The organism is Pseudomonas migulae (assembly GCF_024169315.1).
GTDB lineage: Bacteria > Pseudomonadota > Gammaproteobacteria > Pseudomonadales > Pseudomonadaceae > Aquipseudomonas > Aquipseudomonas migulae_B.
This window is the reverse complement of record NZ_JALJWR010000001.1, coordinates 1,457,649-1,476,483: the sequence shown is the minus strand read 5'-3', so window position 1 is coordinate 1,476,483 and position 18,835 is coordinate 1,457,649. Positions and strand designations below refer to the sequence as shown.

The 18,835-nt window shown below is 57.5% G+C and carries 17 protein-coding genes and 2 pseudogenes; 9 read left to right on the top strand and 10 right to left on the bottom strand.

Annotated elements, in window-relative coordinates:
• Positions 1–8 precede the first annotated feature (8 nt).
• Positions 9–1,793 carry an IlvD/Edd family dehydratase gene (locus tag J2Y86_RS06685; RefSeq protein ID WP_084321192.1) on the bottom strand — a complete coding sequence of 595 codons (1,785 nt, stop codon included), beginning with the start codon at positions 1,791–1,793 and terminating at the stop codon, positions 9–11.
• Positions 1,794–2,071: 278 nt separating this feature from the next.
• Between J2Y86_RS06685 and J2Y86_RS06680 the strand changes: the two genes are divergently transcribed.
• Together J2Y86_RS06680 and J2Y86_RS06675 are read left to right on the top strand one after the other, a co-directional pair.
• The gene (locus J2Y86_RS06680; RefSeq protein ID WP_145316928.1) at positions 2,072–3,109 is read left to right on the top strand and encodes a LacI family DNA-binding transcriptional regulator; all 1,038 of its coding nucleotides are present in this window, start codon (positions 2,072–2,074) and stop codon (positions 3,107–3,109) included.
• 185 nt (positions 3,110–3,294) lie between these two features.
• Positions 3,295–4,647: an MFS transporter gene (locus J2Y86_RS06675; RefSeq protein ID WP_253429016.1), complete on the top strand. Its 1,353-nt coding sequence runs from the start codon at positions 3,295–3,297 to the stop codon at positions 4,645–4,647.
• 504 nt (positions 4,648–5,151) lie between these two features.
• On the opposite strand, the pseudogene J2Y86_RS06665 reads toward J2Y86_RS06675, so the two are convergent.
• Together J2Y86_RS06665 and J2Y86_RS06660 are read right to left on the bottom strand one after the other, a co-directional pair.
• Positions 5,152–5,247, bottom strand: a pseudogene (locus tag J2Y86_RS06665) (SDR family oxidoreductase); the annotation flags it as partial.
• A 55-nt stretch (positions 5,248–5,302) separates the two neighbouring features.
• Entirely contained in the window at positions 5,303–6,226 is a 924-nt protein-coding gene (locus J2Y86_RS06660; protein WP_253429014.1) for a LysR family transcriptional regulator, read from the bottom strand.
• A gap of 178 nt (positions 6,227–6,404) precedes the next feature.
• On the opposite strand from J2Y86_RS06660, the gene J2Y86_RS06655 reads away from it, so the two are divergent.
• Positions 6,405–7,052 (top strand): hydrolase, encoded by a 648-nt coding sequence (locus tag J2Y86_RS06655; RefSeq protein ID WP_253429012.1) that lies wholly within the window; start codon positions 6,405–6,407, stop codon positions 7,050–7,052.
• Between the two features lie 344 nt (positions 7,053–7,396).
• On the opposite strand, the gene J2Y86_RS06650 is transcribed toward J2Y86_RS06655, so the two are convergent.
• The 3 genes from J2Y86_RS06650 to J2Y86_RS06640 form a co-directional block, all read right to left on the bottom strand.
• On the bottom strand, positions 7,397–7,978 hold the full coding sequence (locus J2Y86_RS06650) for an AAA family ATPase (RefSeq protein WP_253429010.1): 582 nt from the start codon (positions 7,976–7,978) through the stop codon (positions 7,397–7,399).
• Between the two features lie 113 nt (positions 7,979–8,091).
• Positions 8,092–8,310: a DUF4287 domain-containing protein gene (locus tag J2Y86_RS06645; RefSeq protein ID WP_253429008.1), complete on the bottom strand. Its 219-nt coding sequence runs from the start codon at positions 8,308–8,310 to the stop codon at positions 8,092–8,094.
• Positions 8,311–8,347: 37 nt separating this feature from the next.
• Positions 8,348–8,599 carry a hypothetical protein gene (locus J2Y86_RS06640; protein WP_253429006.1) on the bottom strand — a complete coding sequence of 84 codons (252 nt, stop codon included), beginning with the start codon at positions 8,597–8,599 and terminating at the stop codon, positions 8,348–8,350.
• 200 nt (positions 8,600–8,799) lie between these two features.
• Between J2Y86_RS06640 and J2Y86_RS06635 the strand changes: the two genes are divergently transcribed.
• The gene (locus J2Y86_RS06635) at positions 8,800–9,141 is read left to right on the top strand and encodes a hypothetical protein (protein WP_253429005.1); all 342 of its coding nucleotides are present in this window, start codon (positions 8,800–8,802) and stop codon (positions 9,139–9,141) included.
• A gap of 131 nt (positions 9,142–9,272) precedes the next feature.
• Here J2Y86_RS06635 and J2Y86_RS06630 read toward each other — a convergent pair whose 3' ends face one another.
• Together J2Y86_RS06630 and J2Y86_RS06625 are read right to left on the bottom strand one after the other, a co-directional pair.
• A complete protein-coding gene (locus tag J2Y86_RS06630; RefSeq protein WP_253429003.1) occupies positions 9,273–9,773 on the bottom strand; it encodes a GNAT family N-acetyltransferase in 501 nt (166 codons plus the stop codon).
• 104 nt (positions 9,774–9,877) lie between these two features.
• The gene (locus tag J2Y86_RS06625) at positions 9,878–11,149 is read right to left on the bottom strand and encodes an epoxide hydrolase family protein (protein WP_253429001.1); all 1,272 of its coding nucleotides are present in this window, start codon (positions 11,147–11,149) and stop codon (positions 9,878–9,880) included.
• A gap of 219 nt (positions 11,150–11,368) precedes the next feature.
• Between J2Y86_RS06625 and J2Y86_RS06620 the strand changes: the two genes are divergently transcribed.
• A complete protein-coding gene (locus tag J2Y86_RS06620) occupies positions 11,369–14,266 on the top strand; it encodes a sensor domain-containing phosphodiesterase (protein WP_253428999.1) in 2,898 nt (965 codons plus the stop codon).
• Between the two features lie 44 nt (positions 14,267–14,310).
• On the opposite strand, the gene J2Y86_RS06615 is transcribed toward J2Y86_RS06620, so the two are convergent.
• Positions 14,311–14,583 (bottom strand): hypothetical protein, encoded by a 273-nt coding sequence (locus tag J2Y86_RS06615; protein WP_253428998.1) that lies wholly within the window; start codon positions 14,581–14,583, stop codon positions 14,311–14,313.
• 384 nt (positions 14,584–14,967) lie between these two features.
• On the opposite strand from J2Y86_RS06615, the pseudogene J2Y86_RS06610 reads away from it, so the two are divergent.
• Together J2Y86_RS06610 and J2Y86_RS06605 are read left to right on the top strand one after the other, a co-directional pair.
• A pseudogene (locus J2Y86_RS06610) lies at positions 14,968–15,162 on the top strand (MFS transporter); the annotation flags it as partial.
• A 130-nt stretch (positions 15,163–15,292) separates the two neighbouring features.
• Positions 15,293–15,847 (top strand): YdeI/OmpD-associated family protein, encoded by a 555-nt coding sequence (locus J2Y86_RS06605; RefSeq protein WP_253428997.1) that lies wholly within the window; start codon positions 15,293–15,295, stop codon positions 15,845–15,847.
• A gap of 263 nt (positions 15,848–16,110) precedes the next feature.
• Here J2Y86_RS06605 and J2Y86_RS06600 read toward each other — a convergent pair whose 3' ends face one another.
• Positions 16,111–17,073: an AraC family transcriptional regulator ligand-binding domain-containing protein gene (locus J2Y86_RS06600; protein ID WP_253440152.1), complete on the bottom strand. Its 963-nt coding sequence runs from the start codon at positions 17,071–17,073 to the stop codon at positions 16,111–16,113.
• Between the two features lie 67 nt (positions 17,074–17,140).
• On the opposite strand from J2Y86_RS06600, the gene J2Y86_RS06595 reads away from it, so the two are divergent.
• Positions 17,141–17,998, top strand: a complete 858-nt coding sequence (locus tag J2Y86_RS06595) for a sterol desaturase family protein (protein ID WP_253428996.1) — start codon at positions 17,141–17,143, stop codon at positions 17,996–17,998.
• Positions 17,995–18,588, top strand: a complete 594-nt coding sequence (locus J2Y86_RS06590) for an NADPH-dependent FMN reductase (protein ID WP_253428995.1) — start codon at positions 17,995–17,997, stop codon at positions 18,586–18,588. Before J2Y86_RS06595 ends, J2Y86_RS06590 begins: the two co-directional genes overlap by 4 nt.
• Positions 18,589–18,835 lie beyond the last annotated feature (247 nt).

Below are 18,835 nucleotides of genomic sequence, written 5' to 3'. Positions count from 1 at the left end.
GTGGCAATTCAGTGGGAATGACGTGGGTCGCCGCTGCGTGCGATGACCCGCAGGTGCAAGGTCGCGGGCTCCAGGCAACCACCGGTCGAGAGTTGGCCAACCTGCTGTCGGTAGAGTTCCTGCCATGGCGTTTGCGAGGCTGGAAAGGACGGTTTGAACGCCGCCTGGCGGCGTGCCATTTCGCTCTCATCCACCAGGAGATCGACGCGGCGAGCGTTGAGGTCGACGCGAAGGCGATCATTGGTTTCCAGCAAACCGATGCCGCCCCCCACCGCGGCTTCAGGGGACATGTTGAGTATCGACGGGCTGGCCGAGGTCCCGCTCTGGCGTCCATCACCCAGGCAGGGCAGGGAGTCAATGCCTCGTTTGATCAGTGCTGCGGGTGGGGCCATGTTGACCACTTCGGCGCTGCCCGGATAACCCACGGTGCCGCAGCCCCGAATCACCAGAATGCAACGCTCGTCGATGTCCAGAGCCGGGTCGTTGATGCGCGCCTGATAGTCCTCGGGGCCATCGAAAACAATGGCTCTGGCTTCGAAACTGTTTTCCGCGCCCGGCTCGGACAGGTAGGTTTTGCGGAATGCTTCGCCCACCACCGACATCTTCATGATGGCGCTGTCGAAGAAATTACCGCTCAGCACGATGAACCCGGCCCGTTGAATCAAGGGATTTTCGTACGCATGGATCACATCGGTATCGCTGGCGGCCGTATGGCTGACGATCTCGCCAACGGTCTTGCCTGAGACCGTGTCGCAGCCTTCATGCAGTCGCCCGGCTTTCTGCAGTTCGTGCATGACTGCCGGGACGCCGCCCGCGCGGTGGAAACCCTCGCCAAGGTATTTCCCGGCGGGCATGCAATTGACCAGCAGGGGCACGTCTTCGCCAATCCGTTGCCAGTCTTCCAGGCTGAGATCGATGCCGGTGTGCCGCGCGATAGCGATGAGGTGCGGCGGGCAATTGGTCGAAGCCCCCAAGGCCGACGCCACGGCAATGGCATTTTCAAAGGCTTCGCGGGTCATGATTTGGGTAGGACGAATATCCTGACGGACCATGTCGACGATGCGCTTGCCAGTCGCATACGCCATCTGGCCGCGTTCACGATAGGCGGCCGGAATGCTCGCACAGCCGGGCAGCGACATACCCAGCGCTTCGGCCAGCGCGTTCATCGACAACGCGGTACCCATCGTGTTGCAGTGACCGATCGAAGGAGAGGCCGCCGTGGTCATCTCCATGAAGCCTTCATAATCGATCTCTCCACTGGAGAGCAGGTTGCGCGCATGCCAGAGCACCGTGCCGGAGCCGATCAATTTGCCTTTGTGGTGCCCATCAAGCATTGGACCGCCCGACAAGACGATCGCCGGGATATCAACCGTCGCGGCCGCCATGAGACAGGCAGGGGTGGTCTTGTCGCAGCCAGTGGTCAGCACCACGCCATCCAGCGGGTACCCATGAAGAATCTCGACCAGGCCCAGGTACGCCAGGTTGCGATCCAGTGCGGCAGTCGGACGCCGGGTTTGTTCGGCCATCGGGTGCACCGGGAACTCCATCGGAATGCCGCCGGCATCGCGAATACCTGCTTTGGTGCGTTGCGCGAGTTCGAGGTGATGACGGTTGCACGGCGCGAGATCGCTACCGGTTTGAGCGATGCCGATGATGGGACGGCCCGATTGCAATTCCTCGCGCGTCATACCGTAATTCATGAAGCGTTCGACGTAGAGCGCGGTCATGTCAGCATGACTGGGATCGTCAAACCATTGTTGACTTCGCAGAGGCAGAGGAGTGTTTTCGGGCATGGTTTTTATCTCTTGTTAGAGGCATATCAGCGGAAAGTGAACCACCGCAGGAGGCGACAAACAGGCGAATCATCACCGCCGTCGGCGTTCGAATGGCCTGATGTTACCGGTAACATTTTATTTGTAAAGACCCAATCTCGAAGTTCGAATGGGCGCTGGACACCTTTGCAAGGAGCAGAGGTCGGCCTGCCAACGGCCATGTATAATCAGCGACCTTCTGTGTTGGCGGCATTGATTTCCAGGGTCCGCCCGGTCATTTTCAGGAAAACAGGACGTTCATGAGTTACGAGGATTCAGGCAAAACCACCACGCCGCCGCGAATGGCCGACGTCGCCAAACTGGCCGGTGTTTCGAAGATGACGGTTTCCCGGGTCCTGGCCGGTCGCGACGTCTCAGAGCGCACGCAGAAGCTGGTACACGAGGCGATTGAAACGCTCGGCTATCTGCCTGATGCCTCTGCAGGAACCCTGGCCACCGGACGTTCGGAGTTTATCGTTGCGCTGGTGCCGTCTTTGGCGAGTTCGAACTTTGCCGACACCGTCCGCGGCCTGAATGATGCCGTTAGCGAACATGGCTTGTGCCTGCTGTTGGGTGACACGGATTATCACCTGGAGCAGGAGGCCTTGCTGGTACGCACGCTGCTGCGCCATCGACCCGTCGGGGTGATGCTGACGGGCAGCGCGCATCTGGATGAAACCCGCAAGCTGTTACGCCAGGCGCAAGTGCCTGTTGTCGAGACCTGGGACATTCCAGCCGATCCACTCGAGCAATCGGTTGGATTCAGTAACCTGGCCGCCGCTGCCGCAATGTATGAACATCTGCATCAGCAAGGTTATCGACGAATCGGCTACATCGGGGGTGCATCCGTTCTCGACCATCGGGGGCAGCAACGTCAGCAAGGCTACCTTCAGGCTGTCGCGGCGTTGGGGGCAGGTGAGCCCCGGGTGATGGAATATGGCGAGTCGCCTATCACCATGAGCCATGGTGGAGAGTCCGTGAAGCGACTGCTGGAGAAGTGGCCGGACACAGACGCGGTCATGTGCGTCAGTGACCTGTCAGCGTTCGGCGCGATCATGGAATGCCATCGGCAAGGGCGACGAGTGCCCGGGGACATTGCGATCGCCGGTTTTGGCGATTTCGAAGTCTCACGGTACTGCACGCCGACGATCACCACGGTCTCGGTCGACCCCTACGGAATTGGCCGCCGTGCAGGTGAGTTGCTGGTTGCCAGTGCCGCTGCCCAGCGTCTTGGACTGCCTCGTCCGAAGGCGTCGGATGTCGTCGAATTCAAAATCCTGGCGCGCGAAAGCACCTGAATTTTTTTAACCGGGCGCGCTTGCTTTGCGTCGAATTTAATTGCTAAATTAAAAATGTTACCGGTAACGGACTAACTTGCAGCGTCTTTTTTCCCTGTGGATTGGCCTAGGTCAGCCCAAGGAACTCAAGGTCGCAAGCCAAAAACAAAAACAATCGGCATGACGACATGCCTTGAGGTCAACACATGGAATCAGTATCTCAGCGTCCTCTCGAAGGAGAGGGCTCGGCGGAGCTTACCTCCGAGGATCGTACCTACCGCAAAGTCATCCTGCGCATCCTGCCGATCCTGCTGTTCTGCTACATGGCGGCGTACCTGGATCGGGTCAATATCGGTTTTGCCAAGCTGGACATGCTCAACGATCTGCAATTCAGCAACACGGTCTACGCCCTGGGCGCGAGCATTTTCTTCTGGGGCTATTTCCTCTTCGAAGTCCCTAGCAATCTGTTCCTCCATCGCTTCGGCGCACGCCTCTGGATCGCCCGCATCATGATCAGCTGGAGCATTGTCTCCATGGCGGTAGCCTTTACCGTGCCGCTGGCCAAGTTCTTTCACATTGAATCGGAAACCATGTTCTACGTGCTGCGCTTCCTGCTGGGAATCTGCGAAGCCGGTTTCTTCCCAGGGGTGATTCTTTACCTCAACTACTGGTTTCCGACGCATCGCCAAAGCCGCGTAATGGCGGGCTTTTTGATGGCCATGCCGATCAGCCTGACGTTGGGCGGGATTCTTTCCGGGTGGTTGATGGGCGCGATGCAGGGTGTCCATGGCATGGCCGGCTGGCAGTGGATGCTGATCATCGAAGGCATCCCGTCGTTGATCATGGCCGTTGTCGTGGTGACGTTGCTGGTCGATAAAATCGACAATGCCAAGTGGCTGAGCACGGCTGAAAAGAACATGCTCAAAAACAACCTCGACCGAGACAACACGGCGAAGGCTTCCAGTCTTCGGGATGTGATCTTCAACGGTCGCGTGTGGTTACTGGTGTTGATTCTGCTGACGTTCAATACGGGTTTTTACGGACTGGCGTTCTGGATGCCGACGATCATCAAGTCCACCGGTATTTCCAACACCCTGCACATCGGTTTGCTGACCGCGATTCCCTACGCCACCGCCATCGTCGCCATGACCCTCAACGCCTGGCACTCCAATAAAACCGGTGAGCGCCGATTGCACGCGGCCATCCCGGCATTCATTGGCGGGTTGGGCCTGATTGGCAGCGCCTTCTTCGCCCATAACCTGCCGGTGTCGATTTTCTTCCTCAGCATCTCCGCGTCAGGGTTGCTGAGCCTGATGCCAATTTTCTGGACACTGCCCGGCACGGTTTTATCGGGTGTGGCTGCAGCAGCGGGTATCGGCATGATCAACGCAATCGGCAACCTCTCCGGGTTCACCGGTTCCATGATTACAGCCATGGCCGAGACACTGACCGGCGACATGAACAACGGCACCTATGTCCTGGGTGGTTGCCTGCTCGTCAGCTGTGTGTTGATCCTGCTGATTCCAAAATCGATGCTATCCAGAGACATCAAGGCCTGATTGGCCGTCGATTCGCCCGACCCTGTTCCGTGAGCAGGGTCGACGGCGGAGCGGTGCAGAGAGAGGCGTTTTGATTCAGTCCGCTCGTGAGAAGTAGTTTTGGTTCTGAATCCGTTCGGGATTGTTGCCCGGTGAGGTTCAGGCGGAGAGTCTCATTTATCCCGAAAAAAACTTCAACGCGCAGACAATCGAGACGAGGTTGTGGGGCAATGCGCCTGGGATGTTAGTCAAGCATATGTTGTCAGGGGGGCGAGGTGAAAGGTCCACGGAGACCTCCAAACCCGACAATCTCAGGGTAGAGCCGACCTCTTTTTCAAGCCTGAGGACAATGTCCACTTTTGGCCGGATAGCGACGATCTAGCATCGACCTTCGCTATAGATGGTCAGAATTCCGTCTGTTCCGCCATTTCCAGGGCATCATCGACTTCGATACCTAAGTATCTAACGGTGCTTTAGGTTTCTTTGTCCTTCGATAGATTAGCGATGCCTTGCTTCTCCGTAGCGTGTGAGTACCGTCCCGGGCGACAACACGTTTACCCGAATGCCGGTGCCCTTCAGGTCCTCGGCCCAGGTGCGCGCAAGGTTGCGCACTGCCGCCTCGAAGCGGCCCTTCGCGAATGGCCGCTAAAGGGTGTGTCTGTCGCTCCTGCTTTGCTCAGTTACACGCCAGCGCATCATCCGGATGTGATAGCGGCTGCACCGCCAGGTGCGGAGTTTCGCCGAAGAACTCGATCAGCAGTTCAGTGAGCACACGTATTTTGCGGGCTGGATGCGGACCCGGCGGGCGGATGATGTAGGCGCCGGCCGGAGGGGGTGGATGGTTTGTCATGATCGGCACCAGTGCGCCGGATGCCACGTGTTCATGGGTGAGGCAGTCGGGCAGGTAGGCGACACCGAGGCCTGCGGTTGCGGCGGCGACGAGGGCGGTGCCGTTGTCGGCCTTGAAGCGTCCTTGCGGACGAACCGTGATGATCTTGTCGCCATCCATGAATTGCCAGGCTTCGGTGCCCTGCATGAGCGCCTGATGGGCGATCAGTTCATCCGGTGTCTCGGGGGCGCCGTGGGCCTTGATGTAGTCGGGGCTCGCGACGAGTTTGCCGTAGACCGGGCCAATCCGCCTTGCGATCAGATTGGAGTCCTGCAGATACCCCACCCGGATGGCGCAATCGTACCCCTCAGCAATGAGGTCAACGAAGCGATCGCTGTAGCAGGTCTGGATGTGCAGCTCCGGATGACGATGTGCCATTTCCGCCAGCATCGGGGCGAAGTGAGTCGGGCCGAACGACAGCGGGACGGCCACGCGCAAGCGGCCGCGAAGGGCGCCGGCGGGCAGGATCGTTTCCTTGGCGATGTCGATCTCGGTGCAGACTCTGGCGGCGTAGTCCCGGAACGTCGCGCCGGCCTCAGTAAGCGCCGCCCCGCGAGTGGAGCGTGCCAGCAGTTGCACGCCCAGTTCGGTTTCAAGCCGAGCCAGGCGGCGACTGACGATCGATTTCGACACGCCAAGACGCAGTGCAGCCTGCGAAATTCCCCCGGCATCGGCCACTTCCACGAAGGTCTGTAGCTCTTCGATATCCATTCTTGCGTTCCCCTTTTCGCGACACAGCACATCGCGCAATGCTACTACTGCATCGAAGATGGGAACAGCACAATGGATTTTCCAGGCACGGCATCATTCGCATGTGTCCTGGAATCCATCAGTCGCACAGGCTCCGGCCTTTTCACAAACGTGCGTCACCCATGAAAAGGATTTGCCAATGGCAAGCGAGACTCTCCGCAACCCCGATACCGATCAGCTACTGACCCCGGAAAATTCGGCGTTGATCATCATCGATTATCAGCCTGTTCAGGTTTCTTCGATCCGCTCGATGCCGCGTGATGAACTCGTCTTCAACATCACCAGCGTCGCCAGGGCGGCGCTCAACTACAAACTTCCGATCATCCACTCGACCGTCAATGTCGCGACCGGCCGCAACAAGCCGCCGATTCAGGAGCTGCAAGAGGTGCTCGGCCATCTGCCGACCTATGACCGCACCTCGATCAACAGCTGGGAGGACACGGAATTCAAGCAGGCAGTCAAGGCGCTCGGGCGCAAGAAACTCATCATGACTGCGCTCTGGACCGAAGCCTGCCTGACATTCCCGGTGCTCGACGCGATCCAGGAAGGCTATGAAGTTTATGTGCCGGTCGATGCGGTTGGCGGCACATCGCTCGCCGCACACGAGGCGGCGTTGCGCAGAATGGAACAGGCGGGCGCGAAGCTCATCAGCCGGGTGCAGATGTACTGCGAACTGCAGCGCGACTGGGCGCGAGAAGTGACCGTACCGGGCTTTATGGGCGTGTTCGAGAACTTCGACGGGTTCAACGCTGAAAAGGCTCTGGTTGAGGCGGACAAGAAGGCCTGATTAGCGGGCAGTTGATGAAGGTAGTGCTCGCGAAAGCGGGCGCTGCCTTTATTTTTTGTAGCAGCGCTGCGGCCAGCGCACTGGCCGATGAGAGTTGATTTTCCAACTCTAAACGTCCTAGTCCAAACGTCTGCTTTTGGCCGAAAACAGCCTGTCCGGAAGGTCAATTTTCGCCCCGTCGCAGTCGTTGATAACACCCCTGTCGATTTATGTGGGCGAGCACTTAAACATTGAAAGCAAGTGCCAGGAGTGGGGCGCCGCCAGCAACAACGATTCGTCACAAAAGCTGCACATTCCACAAGCGCTTCAAATTGTTCAGGACAGCGACGTTTGAAGCTGTAGATTCACTTTATCCCCTCATGGCTAGTAGCCCGGTGCCTTGCCCTGGAGGGTGAAGCCAGATTTTCAGCCGTTGCAGCCAAGCTATCGATAAACGCGTCAATCTGCCGGGCACCGCGCAAGTGAACCACAGGAATTTGCGGGCCAATGGCCAAGCGCACGGCCTCGATTCCCGGGCGGTAGCCACGATCAAAGTTCCACACGAAGTCCAGAAAGGTCAGGAACGCCCGGTCGAGTTTCTCTGTACAGCCAGCGGCAAGGTCCGGGCGAGGGCGGTTCATGACGCTGCGCATGATCACCCGGGTGAAGCAGGTGAGCCGCGAGGTATCGAGCCAGATGATCAGGTCGGTACGGGGCAGGCGCAGGTCGAAGGTTCGCCGCGCATAGTTGCCTTCACAAATCCAGGCATCCGCTGCGATCGCTTCGCGAACCCGTGCGCGAAACTGTTCAGCGTCGGGTTCGACCCAGCCGGGCTTCCAGAACAGCGTGTCCAGGTGAACCACCGGCAGGCTGAGGCGCTTGCTGAGGGCGCGGGCGAGGGTAGATTTGCCGCTACCGGCATTGCCCAGAATGACAATCCGTTGCATGAGGGGACTTCCTGTCGCGAAAAAAGCCGGCAATTGTGCAGGTTTCGGAGGGGCAGTGAAAGGCGGCCTCCACAAGCGACGGCTATTGAGCGATATCGATGCGGCCCCTCTCGTCAGTCGGTTTTAGCGCTCGCTAAAAAGTGCGCAACCAACGCGTTGGCATGGCCATGGCCCATGCCGTGTTCAGTTTTGAGCAAGGCCACCATTTCCATATGCTTCTTGCCGCTGACTGTTTTGAGCAGGTTTAACCAGTGGTCTATCGGCTGCCCATACTTTTTTTCGATAGAGGGGAAGTACGACGCAGGTCCTTTTACTTTTGAATCGTCGGTCATGACGCAAACTCCTTTTTGGTTTTATGTGCTGCTTCTGTCATTGGTCGGTCGCTAAAAGCCACGTATTCACCACCCGCCGATCCAGCTCCTCCCAATCCGCCATGCCCAACACCCGCGTGGTATTCAACCCGCGCAAATACCCGCGCAACTGATTGGCGGTGGCCTGCGCCAGCTCCGGGTCGGGCGCGTTTTCGCCTAGTAATACCGTTTCGTACTGCACCAGGTACTCGGCCACCCGGTCACGGAAATCGGGCAGAACGGCGTCGCGGATCAAGTCAAACGTTCGCAAGGAGAGATCCTCATCCATTTTTCCAGTGGTGATTGAGTATGTATCCGCCTGCACGGCGCGCAACTATTGCTAGAGGTAATAGTGACCATCAAGAAACGCAAGTTCTACTTTGACGGCAATACCCGGAAAATCCACTCCAACGACACACCACTCACGAAAACTTGCGTGATTTGATGAACGAACCTTTCAGGATGAGACCGATGCGTCTTTTACATGTGCCTGCCATGGCGATTGGCGTTTTGTTGCTCGCCGGTTGTGCCTCCGCGCCGAACGACCCGACCCTGACCTTGCAGACCAGCAAGACCCCGGCCCAATACGCTGAATGCGTCGTACCGAAATTGCAGGGCAATGCGTTGACCCCGACCGTCTCGCAGACCCAGCGCAGCTACCGGATCGTGGTGCCGAGCAAAATTTCGGCGGACAACGTGCTGGAAGCCTACAAGGCCGGGAACGGCGGCAAGGTGTTCATCTACGAGCGGCACTTGCTGGCCTCGAACTTGTTGCCTTCAAGTTTTGAACGCGCCGCACAGGACTGCATCTAACCCCGGTAGGTAGACGTTTTCTACAGAGCTCCTTTGGTTGGCCGCAACCAACCAATTTTTTGCCCCGCACCGCATTCGGTGGCGGGGCTTTTTTTGTCTGCGAATGAATAAGCAGCTGCCTTTCCACTCGGCTAAATCGAAAGGCTAAACCGATGCTCCTGATCTGTTCCTTCCTGGCAGGGGGCCTGTTCGATCAAGAAGCCACAGCGCTTGAGTACTTTTGCCGAACCGATATTTTCAGCGTACACGTGGGCAACCAGTTGTTTTAAGTTCCAACGCAACTGCGCCTCCCGGATCAGATGCTTCACCGCCTGTGTGGCCAGTCCTTGTCCACAGGCACTTTGAGCAATCCGATAGCCGACTTCTGCCGATCGCCCGGACGTGTCGATGTCTTTCAGGTTCGCCCGACCCACTATTTTTCCGCCAGCGTCTTCGATGACAAAGGGATGCCAGAGGCCGGCGGCGTAATCGGATAAATAAGCCGTGATGTGCCCGGTGACACCCTGCATCGAGTAAAAAGCAGCATCGCGCGCGTCAATGTGGCGCTCGAACCACTCGCGATTGGCCAATTCAAATGTCAGCAACGCCTCAGCATCAGTGCTTTGCAGGGTCCGAATTGTAACGGGCTCCATAAGGACGCTCCCCTCCCTGGTAAAAACGACTTGGATAATTGTGCAGGCGAACACCTGTCGCGCCTGGTCGCCAATATCCTCTCACGAATGACAGACACTGCTAACTAGCGCAAAGACTTGAACGCTGTGCGAAGTTCTTCAGTAAAGAGTTGCGGCTGTTCCCAAGCTGCAAAGTGGCCGCCTTTGTCCGCTTGATGAAAGTAGATCAGGTTGCTGTAGGCGCGTCGGGCCCAGGATTCCGGAGGGTAATAAACGTCATCCGGAAACACCGTGACCGCCACCGGCAGGGAGATCTCGCTCGTCTTCTGTGCGGCGGAGGAAAGAGGGCTGCGTCCCTTGTTTTCCCAATACAGTCGTCCTGCCGAAGCGGCGCTGTTCGTTAGCCAGTACAAGGTGACGTTATCCAGCACTTGATCCTTTGTCGGCAGCTGTTGAGCGTCGGCGCCGTACATCCATTTTGCGAATCCCGGGTGAACGAGCAGGAGCGCGGCGAGAAAGGACGGTGAATCCGTCACGCCATAACCCATCATTTGCGGTCTTGCGGCCATCATCGCGCTGTACGCCAGGTTCCCTTGCTTGATCAGGGTGGCAACGGCGTCGAAGGTTGCGCGTTCCTGCGCGGAGAAGTTCTCCGGTGCCGGCCCACCGGCGGCGAGTGCCGCGCTCGCTTCCGGCGGTATCGTTGCCGGCAGGTTGAGGTGAATGCCGAGCAGTCCGGCCGGTGCCTGGCGCGCCATCGCGCTGGTGATCGGAGCACCCCAGTCGCCACCCTGGGCGACGTAGCGGGTGTACTCGAGGCGTTTCATCAACTGCGCCCAGACCCGTGCAATATGCTCCGGGTCCCAACCAATTCCCGTTGGTTTGCCGGAGAAGCCATAGCCAGGAATGGACGGAATCACCAGATCAAATGCATCCGCCGCGTTACCCCCGTGAGCCGTGGGGTCGGAGAGCGGGCCGACGACATTGATAAACTCGAGGACGGAGCCTGGCCAACCGTGGGTCATGATCATCGGCAGCGCGTTCGGACGGGGAGAGCGCACCCAGATGAAATGGATGTCGACCCCATCGATCGTCGTGACGTACTGCGGCAGGGCGTTGAGTCGGGCCTCCACTTTGCGCCAGTCGTACGCCGTGCCCCAGTAGTGAACCAGCGCCTTCAATTGTTCCAGTTGAGCGCCTTGGGACCGATCGGAAACAGTCTCTTTATCCGGCCAGCGGGTCGCCGCAATCCGGTCGCGCAGATCTGTAAGATCACGGTCAGGAATGTGGACCTGGAAGGGCCGGATGGCTTCGGTGTTTTCGGCGGAGACGGCAATGGCGGGAAGCGATGAGGTGAGCATGACGGCGACTGCGGCAGCGACGAATGCGAGTTTCATTTTCACTTCCTCGAATGAAGGCATGCCGGGCATTTTTGCCAATTTAAGGTTAGCAGTTCAGTCGCGGGTGCTCTGGTTCGAGCTTTGTTGTTACCTGAGGAGGGGCTACAAAAAAAACCTGTTGAATAAAAACTCTATAAGCTTTAAACGCTAAGCTCACTGGCACATTGATAGCAACCATCAAGTGAGTATCGCCAGTTACTGGCTCAGGGAGCGCTGATGAGTGTTCGTCCATTAACCGACTCTGCGCGGCAATCGAACGATTGCCACGTGGTTGCATCTCAACGAAAAGGAAATTCGGAGACTGTCGGCATGGCGTACGCTGGCAACGCGGACACGATCGAGCAATTGCTGGACTCCGCGCGCAACTGGGCGCACACCACCGCATGGGTTGTTTACCGAGCCGGTGAACAAATGCATCTGGTCGGGCAGGGCGATCCACTGGCGCAGTGGCCGTCCAGTGTGGCGAATGAAGCGTTCGACACCTTTTGCCTGAGCCGGCACTTGCACCGCTGGCCGACCGGCAGCGGCGAAAGTGTGCTGGGTTGGCTGCTCGCGCCAATGGCCGATGCCACGGAACCTGCGCTCGCCGGGTTTGCCCAGCGCCTGGGCATTCAGGTACAGACCAATACCCTTGCCCGCGCGCAGATTACCCAGCGTGTGTTGTATGAAATTACTTACCTGGCCAGTTCGACCCGCGACCGGTCAGTGTTTCTGGTGGGGGTTCACCAGCTTCTGGCCAGCCTGATCGACGCCGAGAACTTCTATCTCGCGTTGTATGACCCGCACAGCGGCAAGATCGACTACCCGTATTACGTCGACATCATCGACGTTGATGCCGTGGAGTCCCAGCACTACGAATACCTTGACCCTTCGCACCTGTCGTTGACCGGCCAGGTATTGACCAGTGGCCAGCCGTTGCTGATCGACGCCGCCGGCATTCTCGCGGCTCAGGACGAGAAGCGTTTTTACTGCGTGGGTGATCGTCCGGAATTCTGGATGGGCGCACCGTTGAAAAATGCCTCGGATGACGTGTTCGGCATGCTGGCCATGCAGGTCTACGACGTTTCCCGTACCTACAGCGCCGAGGACCGCGCGCTGTTTCTGGTGGTGGCCCGCCACGTGGCCATGGCGCTGGACCGGATTCTGCACCGCGAGGATCTGGAAGCGACCGTGATGCGTCGCACCCTGGAGCTCTCGGCACTCAACGACGCATTGCGGCAGGAAGTGGCAGAACGAGAGCGCGCCGAACATCTGCAGAGCGCGCTGTTCCAGATCGCCGAACTCTCCAGCCAGCCTGGCGACATGGCCGAGCTGTTCCAAACCCTGCATGGCATCGTCGGTGATCTGCTGTTTGCGCGTAACTTCTACATTGCGCTGTTCGACGACGCGACCGGCGAAGTGACTTTTCCGTATTACGTTGATGAGCGGCAGACGATTTGCCCGGCGGCGCGGCGAGGGCGTCGGGGCCTGACCGAGTACGTTATCCGGCAGCGCCGACCTTGCCTGATTGATCCAGGCGACGCGGACCGATTGTCCGCGCAAGGTGAAATCGAACTGGCCGAAGAGTCCTACCGGTCCTACTCCTGGCTAGGCATTCCATTGTTCGATGGCGATGTGGTGCGTGGCGTGCTGGCGGTGCAAAGCTATACCTCGCAGGTGCGCTATACCCTGCGAGACCAAGAACTGCTGACGTTCGTGTCGCGGCACATCGACACCGCGTTGTCGCGCCGCACGGCCGCCGAAGCGATCCATGCCGCCAACCTCAAGCTGGAAGCCCGGGTGCAGAACCGCACCCGCGAGCTCGATCACGCCAATGCCAAGTTGCAACACGAGAACTCCCACGATGCGCTGACCGGGCTGCCCAATCGTACCTACCTGCAACAGCGCCTCAATCTGGCCTGGTCGCAGTTCGGCAGCGAAGGCGGGCACCTGGCGGTGATGTTCATCGACCTCGACCGTTTCAAACTGGTCAACGACAGCCTCGGCCATCATTTCGGCGACCTGCTGTTGATGCAGGCCGCCCACCGTTTGCGCGGTTGCCTGCGCGACACCGACATGCTGGCGCGCCTGGGCGGCGATGAGTTTTCCGTGCTGGCGCCCGAGGCGCCGCTGGACGTGGTGATCGACATCGCCGAACGGATTCTGGTGGCGTTTGACCTGCCGTTTTTCATCAATGGCTATGAAGTTTTTTCGTCCTGCAGTATCGGTATCGTCAGCGCCGACAGCCAGTTCCATATGGAGCCCGCCGACTTGCTGCGCGATGCCGATGCGGCGATGTACCGGGTCAAGAGTGCCGGGCGCGACAGCTACGCGGTGTTCAATCAGGAAGTGCGTCGTGAAGTCTCGGACCAGGTCGAGCGGGAAGGGGCCTTGCGCAATGCGCTCAAGCGTACCGATGAATTGCTGCCGTATTTCCAGCCGATCGTCAGCGTCGAAAGCGGCGAACTGGTGGCCCTCGAAGCGCTGATTCGCTGGCATCAGCCGGGCGGCCGGGTGATCGCGCCGGGCGAGTTTTTGCCGGACGTCGAGGGTCTGCGCCTGATTGGTCGACTGGACCTGTACATGCTCAACAGCATTGCACTGATCCTCGCACAACCCGAGCACGCCAATTGGCCGCCGGTGCACGTCAATTGCTCCAGCTACAGCATGACGCGCCCGGACTTCGCCAGTGATGTACTTGCACTGCTGGAGCGGCACAAGGTCGAGCCGTCGCGGATCTGCCTGGAGTTGACCGAAGGTGCGCTGGTCGCCGAACCGGCGATTGCCCGGCTGACCATGCAGCAATTGGCCGACAACGGCATGTCGGTGGTGCTCGATGACTTCGGTGCCGGGTTTTCATCCCTGAGCTATGTGCATCAATACCGATTCAGTGGCCTGAAGATCGACAAGTCGTTCATCCTCGAACTGACCGCCAGCCCTCGCAGTCGCGCGATCGTCCGGGCGATTGTGCGGATGGCCGAATCGCTGGACCTGAGCGTGGTGGCCGAAGGCGTCGAGGATGAAGCGACGCTGGACCTGCTGCGCGAAATGGGCGCAGGGCAGGCCCAGGGTTATTACTTTGCCAAGCCGATGGGGTTGGAGGCGTTGTTGGCGAGTTCGTTGATTGGGCGTTAGGGGGTGTTGAGGTATCCGGGCAATGCGGGTTCAGCGGTTTTAATTTACCCCTCCGCCTGCGCACGCAAACGTCGGCCAATCACATCCATCAAGTCACAGCCATCGCGCAACGGGATGGCCAGCAGCTGAGAAAAGTCCTTCAGCACCACCGTGTCGCAACCAAGTTCGGCACGGAAGGCGATGTTTTCCAGTACCTGCGTAACGGTGCGAATTCGGTAGTCTGCTGCGGCTTGCAGGACGTCGAGCGGTGCTTCGGTGTCGATGAGCAAGGAGGCCGGAATCAGGTCGATTCCGGTGAGGGGCATGTATCTAGTCATTTGAAGATCTCAGTTTGATTGGCTCAAAGGCCGTTACTCAGTCTTCTCTGTGGTCAGGTCGCCAAACCCGAATCGCCATTTTGGGCGACGGGGCGGACTATAAGCCGCATCGGAACGGCGGGCGAGGTTAGGGATTCCGAGGTTTTTGTAGGAGGTTTTAGGTGGTCCTAGGACCGTTACACACCTTCCGTGGGTGACTGCTATCGGCTAAAAACGGTCGTTCCTTCTCAAGGGCTTCCCAGATCAAACCTGAGGCATAACCTGATCGTAAACGGGCCAGAAAATAATAATCATATGAACATGCACACCCCATATGGGCTGATCACAATAGTTGACGAGCCTACTTATTCGTTTAAATCCACTGACAACGCGCAGTCCTATACCCTCGACGGCATCATCGGGCCGATGCTGTTTGGCCAATTGATTCAGACCCAGCAGCGCAGCCGTCTGCTGATGAGTTACCTGACAGGCGCCGCGCTGATGTGTGCCGCGGCGGTGGTGCAAGCGGTATGGGGCGTGGCGGCAGAGCGTCGAGCGTTGGAGCAGGTGGCGAGGCCGTTGTCGCAGGCTGGTGATTGACTGGGGACTGCTGGCGAATAAGCAAAGATGTTGGCCCTTTCATCAGGGTTTGCTGTAATTCCTCCAGGGCAGGCAAGGGCTTGCAGGGCGACATGGAACGTTAATCGACCTATTAGTTGGAGGAGTTGCAATGACAACAATCGATGTGAAATCCCGATTCGAAGCAAAGCTTCTTCGTCCGGCAAAACCTGGTGATGATAGGTCGTGGGCGTTCGTGGTGCTGCCAAGAGAGGCGAGTGAACAGCTTCCGAGGCGAGGAAGGACGACAGTCGAAGGCACAATCAACGGGCGGCCTTTCCAGGCAACCCTTGAGCCGGATGGCCAGTTGAGCCATTGGCTGCAGGTAAGTAGAGCGTTACTCGACGCCGCAGGCGCGGTCGTTGGGGACATCGTTACACTGGAACTGGCCCCTGTGAAGAAGGAATCGGAGCCCGACATCCCGGCAGATTTCCAGGAGGCACTGGCTGCCGCTCCTGAGGCCCGTAAAGTCTGGAACGATACGACGACCCTCGCACGAGTGGACTGGATTCACTGGATCACTTCAGCCAAGCAACTCAAGACCCGCACAAAACGAATCGGTGATGCCTGCGATATGCTCGCATCCGGCAAGAAGCACGTTTGCTGTTTCGACCAATCCGGCTACTACAGCAAGGCCTTCCGTGCGCCGGAGGCAGAAAGTTTATAAACGGGACATTGCGTCGTTTCAGCCTCTAGCAAGAGGCAGCATTCGGCCAAAAGCAGTCATTCGGATGGGCCCCAAGACTCAGTGGCAAATCAACCTGCATCCTCTCCTACCCCTGTCAGGAATTACCTTTTTGCAAGCAACCCCAGGAAGATTCGATATTTCGGCATTTATCTGGGTTGGAACCGCACAAGGGAAATTACTGGCGTGGGATGAGGTGATTTGTGAGGTAACGCTGTCGTTCCGAAAAATTTGGGCCCGCCACATTACTTCCTGTCACGCCATCGACCTCGGGCGTGGAGATACGCCGTCAAATCGCTGTAGCCTAGTTGAGCTGCAATCTCCGTAAATGACTCTCCTTGCAATTCAAGATGCAGTTCCAATTCTGCGCGAATCTGATCGAGCAATTGTCTGAAGGTTGTACCTTCCTCTTCCAGTCGTCTCCGTAAGGTCCTTGGCGTCTGGTGCAGCGCCTTCGCCAGATTGTCCAGATTGGGAGTTTCACCTCTCGCTAGAGATCGTCGTGCTCCTTCAGCAACCTTGGCTGACCAACCGCTGAAATTCCGATGCGCGGCGATCCGTCGATCCAGTTCCTGGGTCAATAACTCAAGCATCCCGTGATGACGTGTCTGCATCGGCAGGCTCAAGCTTCGAGCATCGAAATAGAAGCAGTTAATCGGACAATCAAACTCGACACGGCCCCCAAACCATTGGGTGTATTGCTTGTAATACGACGGACGTGAGTGAGTAAATCTTGCCAGGACCGGCTGCACCTGCTGCCCTGTTCCCCGCCGCAACTGCGCGATGGACATTGCGCCGTAGTGCTCAACGACATAGCGCGCCAGCTCACTGGGCGCATCGAGGCACAGCTCGATACCGACGCCGTTCTCATCATTGAGCAGTCTCACCGTGTCCGTGTCCGACGCAAGCCGCGCGTACCGGGACCAAAGCTTCATGGATGATAAAACGTCGGGGCTGTACAAACACAGATAGGCCAGGACGTGCCAGTCCTGAGGCGTGAATAGCGTGAACAGTTTCAACCCGATCGCCGGATCGACGCGCGCCGCCTCGCGCCAAAGCTGATCCAGCTCGATCAGGCTGTAATCCCTGTTTTCTCTCAAGGCCTGGCTATCCAGGAAACGCTCCAGCACCTGTCCCAATTTGCCGCGGTGAAAGCGCTGGGAGGAACGATTGGCCTGTTCTCGCTCAATTCTGTCCGTTTCGCGCATAGGGATGGCTTTCTCGTTAGCTTCTAATGAAATGGCATTGCCCGCAGGGGCCTGAATCGAGAGTGCCATGAATACAATAATGCTCGCCAACAATCCTTCCGTAATAGTGGCCGGGATATTCCTTGCCTTCATCTTGCTGGAACTCGCGTGTTCTTCGCTTCGACACCCGTCGAGCGGAAAGCGTGACGTACTGATCGAAGTCATAGGCTCCGGGATCCTAGTTGCAATCACGTTCCCCAGTGTCATGTGGCTCAGTGGAAAAATCCTGAGCTTGGCTGTTCCGGAAATGAAAGGCGCCCTGGCCACCATTCCTTGGGTCGCAGGGTTCGTGTTGTTTCTAGTACTGGATGACATGACTCAATACTGGTGGCATCGACTGACACATCGGGTCCCGGCACTTTATGCGCTGCACCGCGCTCATCACTCCGCGCCCTACATGAGTGTCCGTATCGTTTATCGAAACAACAGTTTCTACTACATGCTGATGCCCGGCATCTGGCTGTCCGGCATACTGATCTATCTAGGGCTTGCGCATATTTACTATGTTTATCTGATCCTAAAGATGATCGTCATCTTCGCAGCGCACAGCAGCGTTGCGTGGGATGACAAACTGTATGGCATCCGTGTGTTGCGTCCTATTGTCTGGGTTCTGGAGCGAACGATCTCCACCCCTTCCACTCATTCAGCCCATCACGGCTTGACTGCCGAGGATGGTGTCACGCATTACAAGGGCAACTTCGGCAACCTGTTGTTCTTCTGGGACATCCTGTTCGGAACGGCCAAAATTACCCGCCGGCGTCCGCTCTTATACGGAATCGAACACTTGTCACCGATCAGCTGGAAAGAAGAGTTGTTCTGGCCCGTCGTGCGTTCACGCCGTGTCGCCGCCAAAGCACACAACGCTAAACAGAAGGTGGCGCAATGAGCCGTCATATCGTTCTGCTGTCTGGATCGAATAGATCAAACAGCCAATCACTCAAAGTCGCAAAATATTTGCGCGACCGATTAGAGCAACTTGGTCTTTGTGATACAGGTGAACTGCTGAACCTGGCTTCTAGTCGGCTACCGCTGTGGCCAGAAGAAGACATTGATGGAATCTGGAGTGTCCAGCAATCCATCCTCAAAAAAGCAACCGCACTGATCGTGATCAGCCCGGAGTGGAATGGCATGGCTTGCCCGGCGCTGAAAAATTTCTTTTTGTACGCAGGACTCGGTGAGCTTGGACACAAGCCAGCGCTCCTGGTGGGGGTTTCGGCTGGGCTCGGGGGAGCCTATCCTATTACTGAATTGCGTGCTTCGAGCTACAAAAACAGCCGGATCATGTATTTGCCTGAACAACTCATAATAAGAAATGTTGAATCTATGTTGAATAGCGAAATTCCCTCAGAAGAAAATGATATTCGCATCCGCACACGTGCCGACTGGGCTTTGCATTTACTTTGTAAATACGATGATGCCTTACGCACGATACGAACTGCAATCAAATACCCACCTGAGTTCTCTACAGGGATGTAAAACTGTCGCACCTCAACGAGTTGAATAAATAAAACCTTGCGCTACTGTGTGCATTTCAACCAAGTCAATGCAAAAACATTCAATATTGAGCCACAGAGTGTTGCATCGACGGGTTGATCTAAGTCAAACGGATACACGGTTGGCATGGTTAAAAGCCACCATCAACGCACCAGCAAATCAGATGCAGCGATTAACTAAAAATGCGATTTTTACAATTCAACCTTAACCAGCTCATGGCGCTGGAATA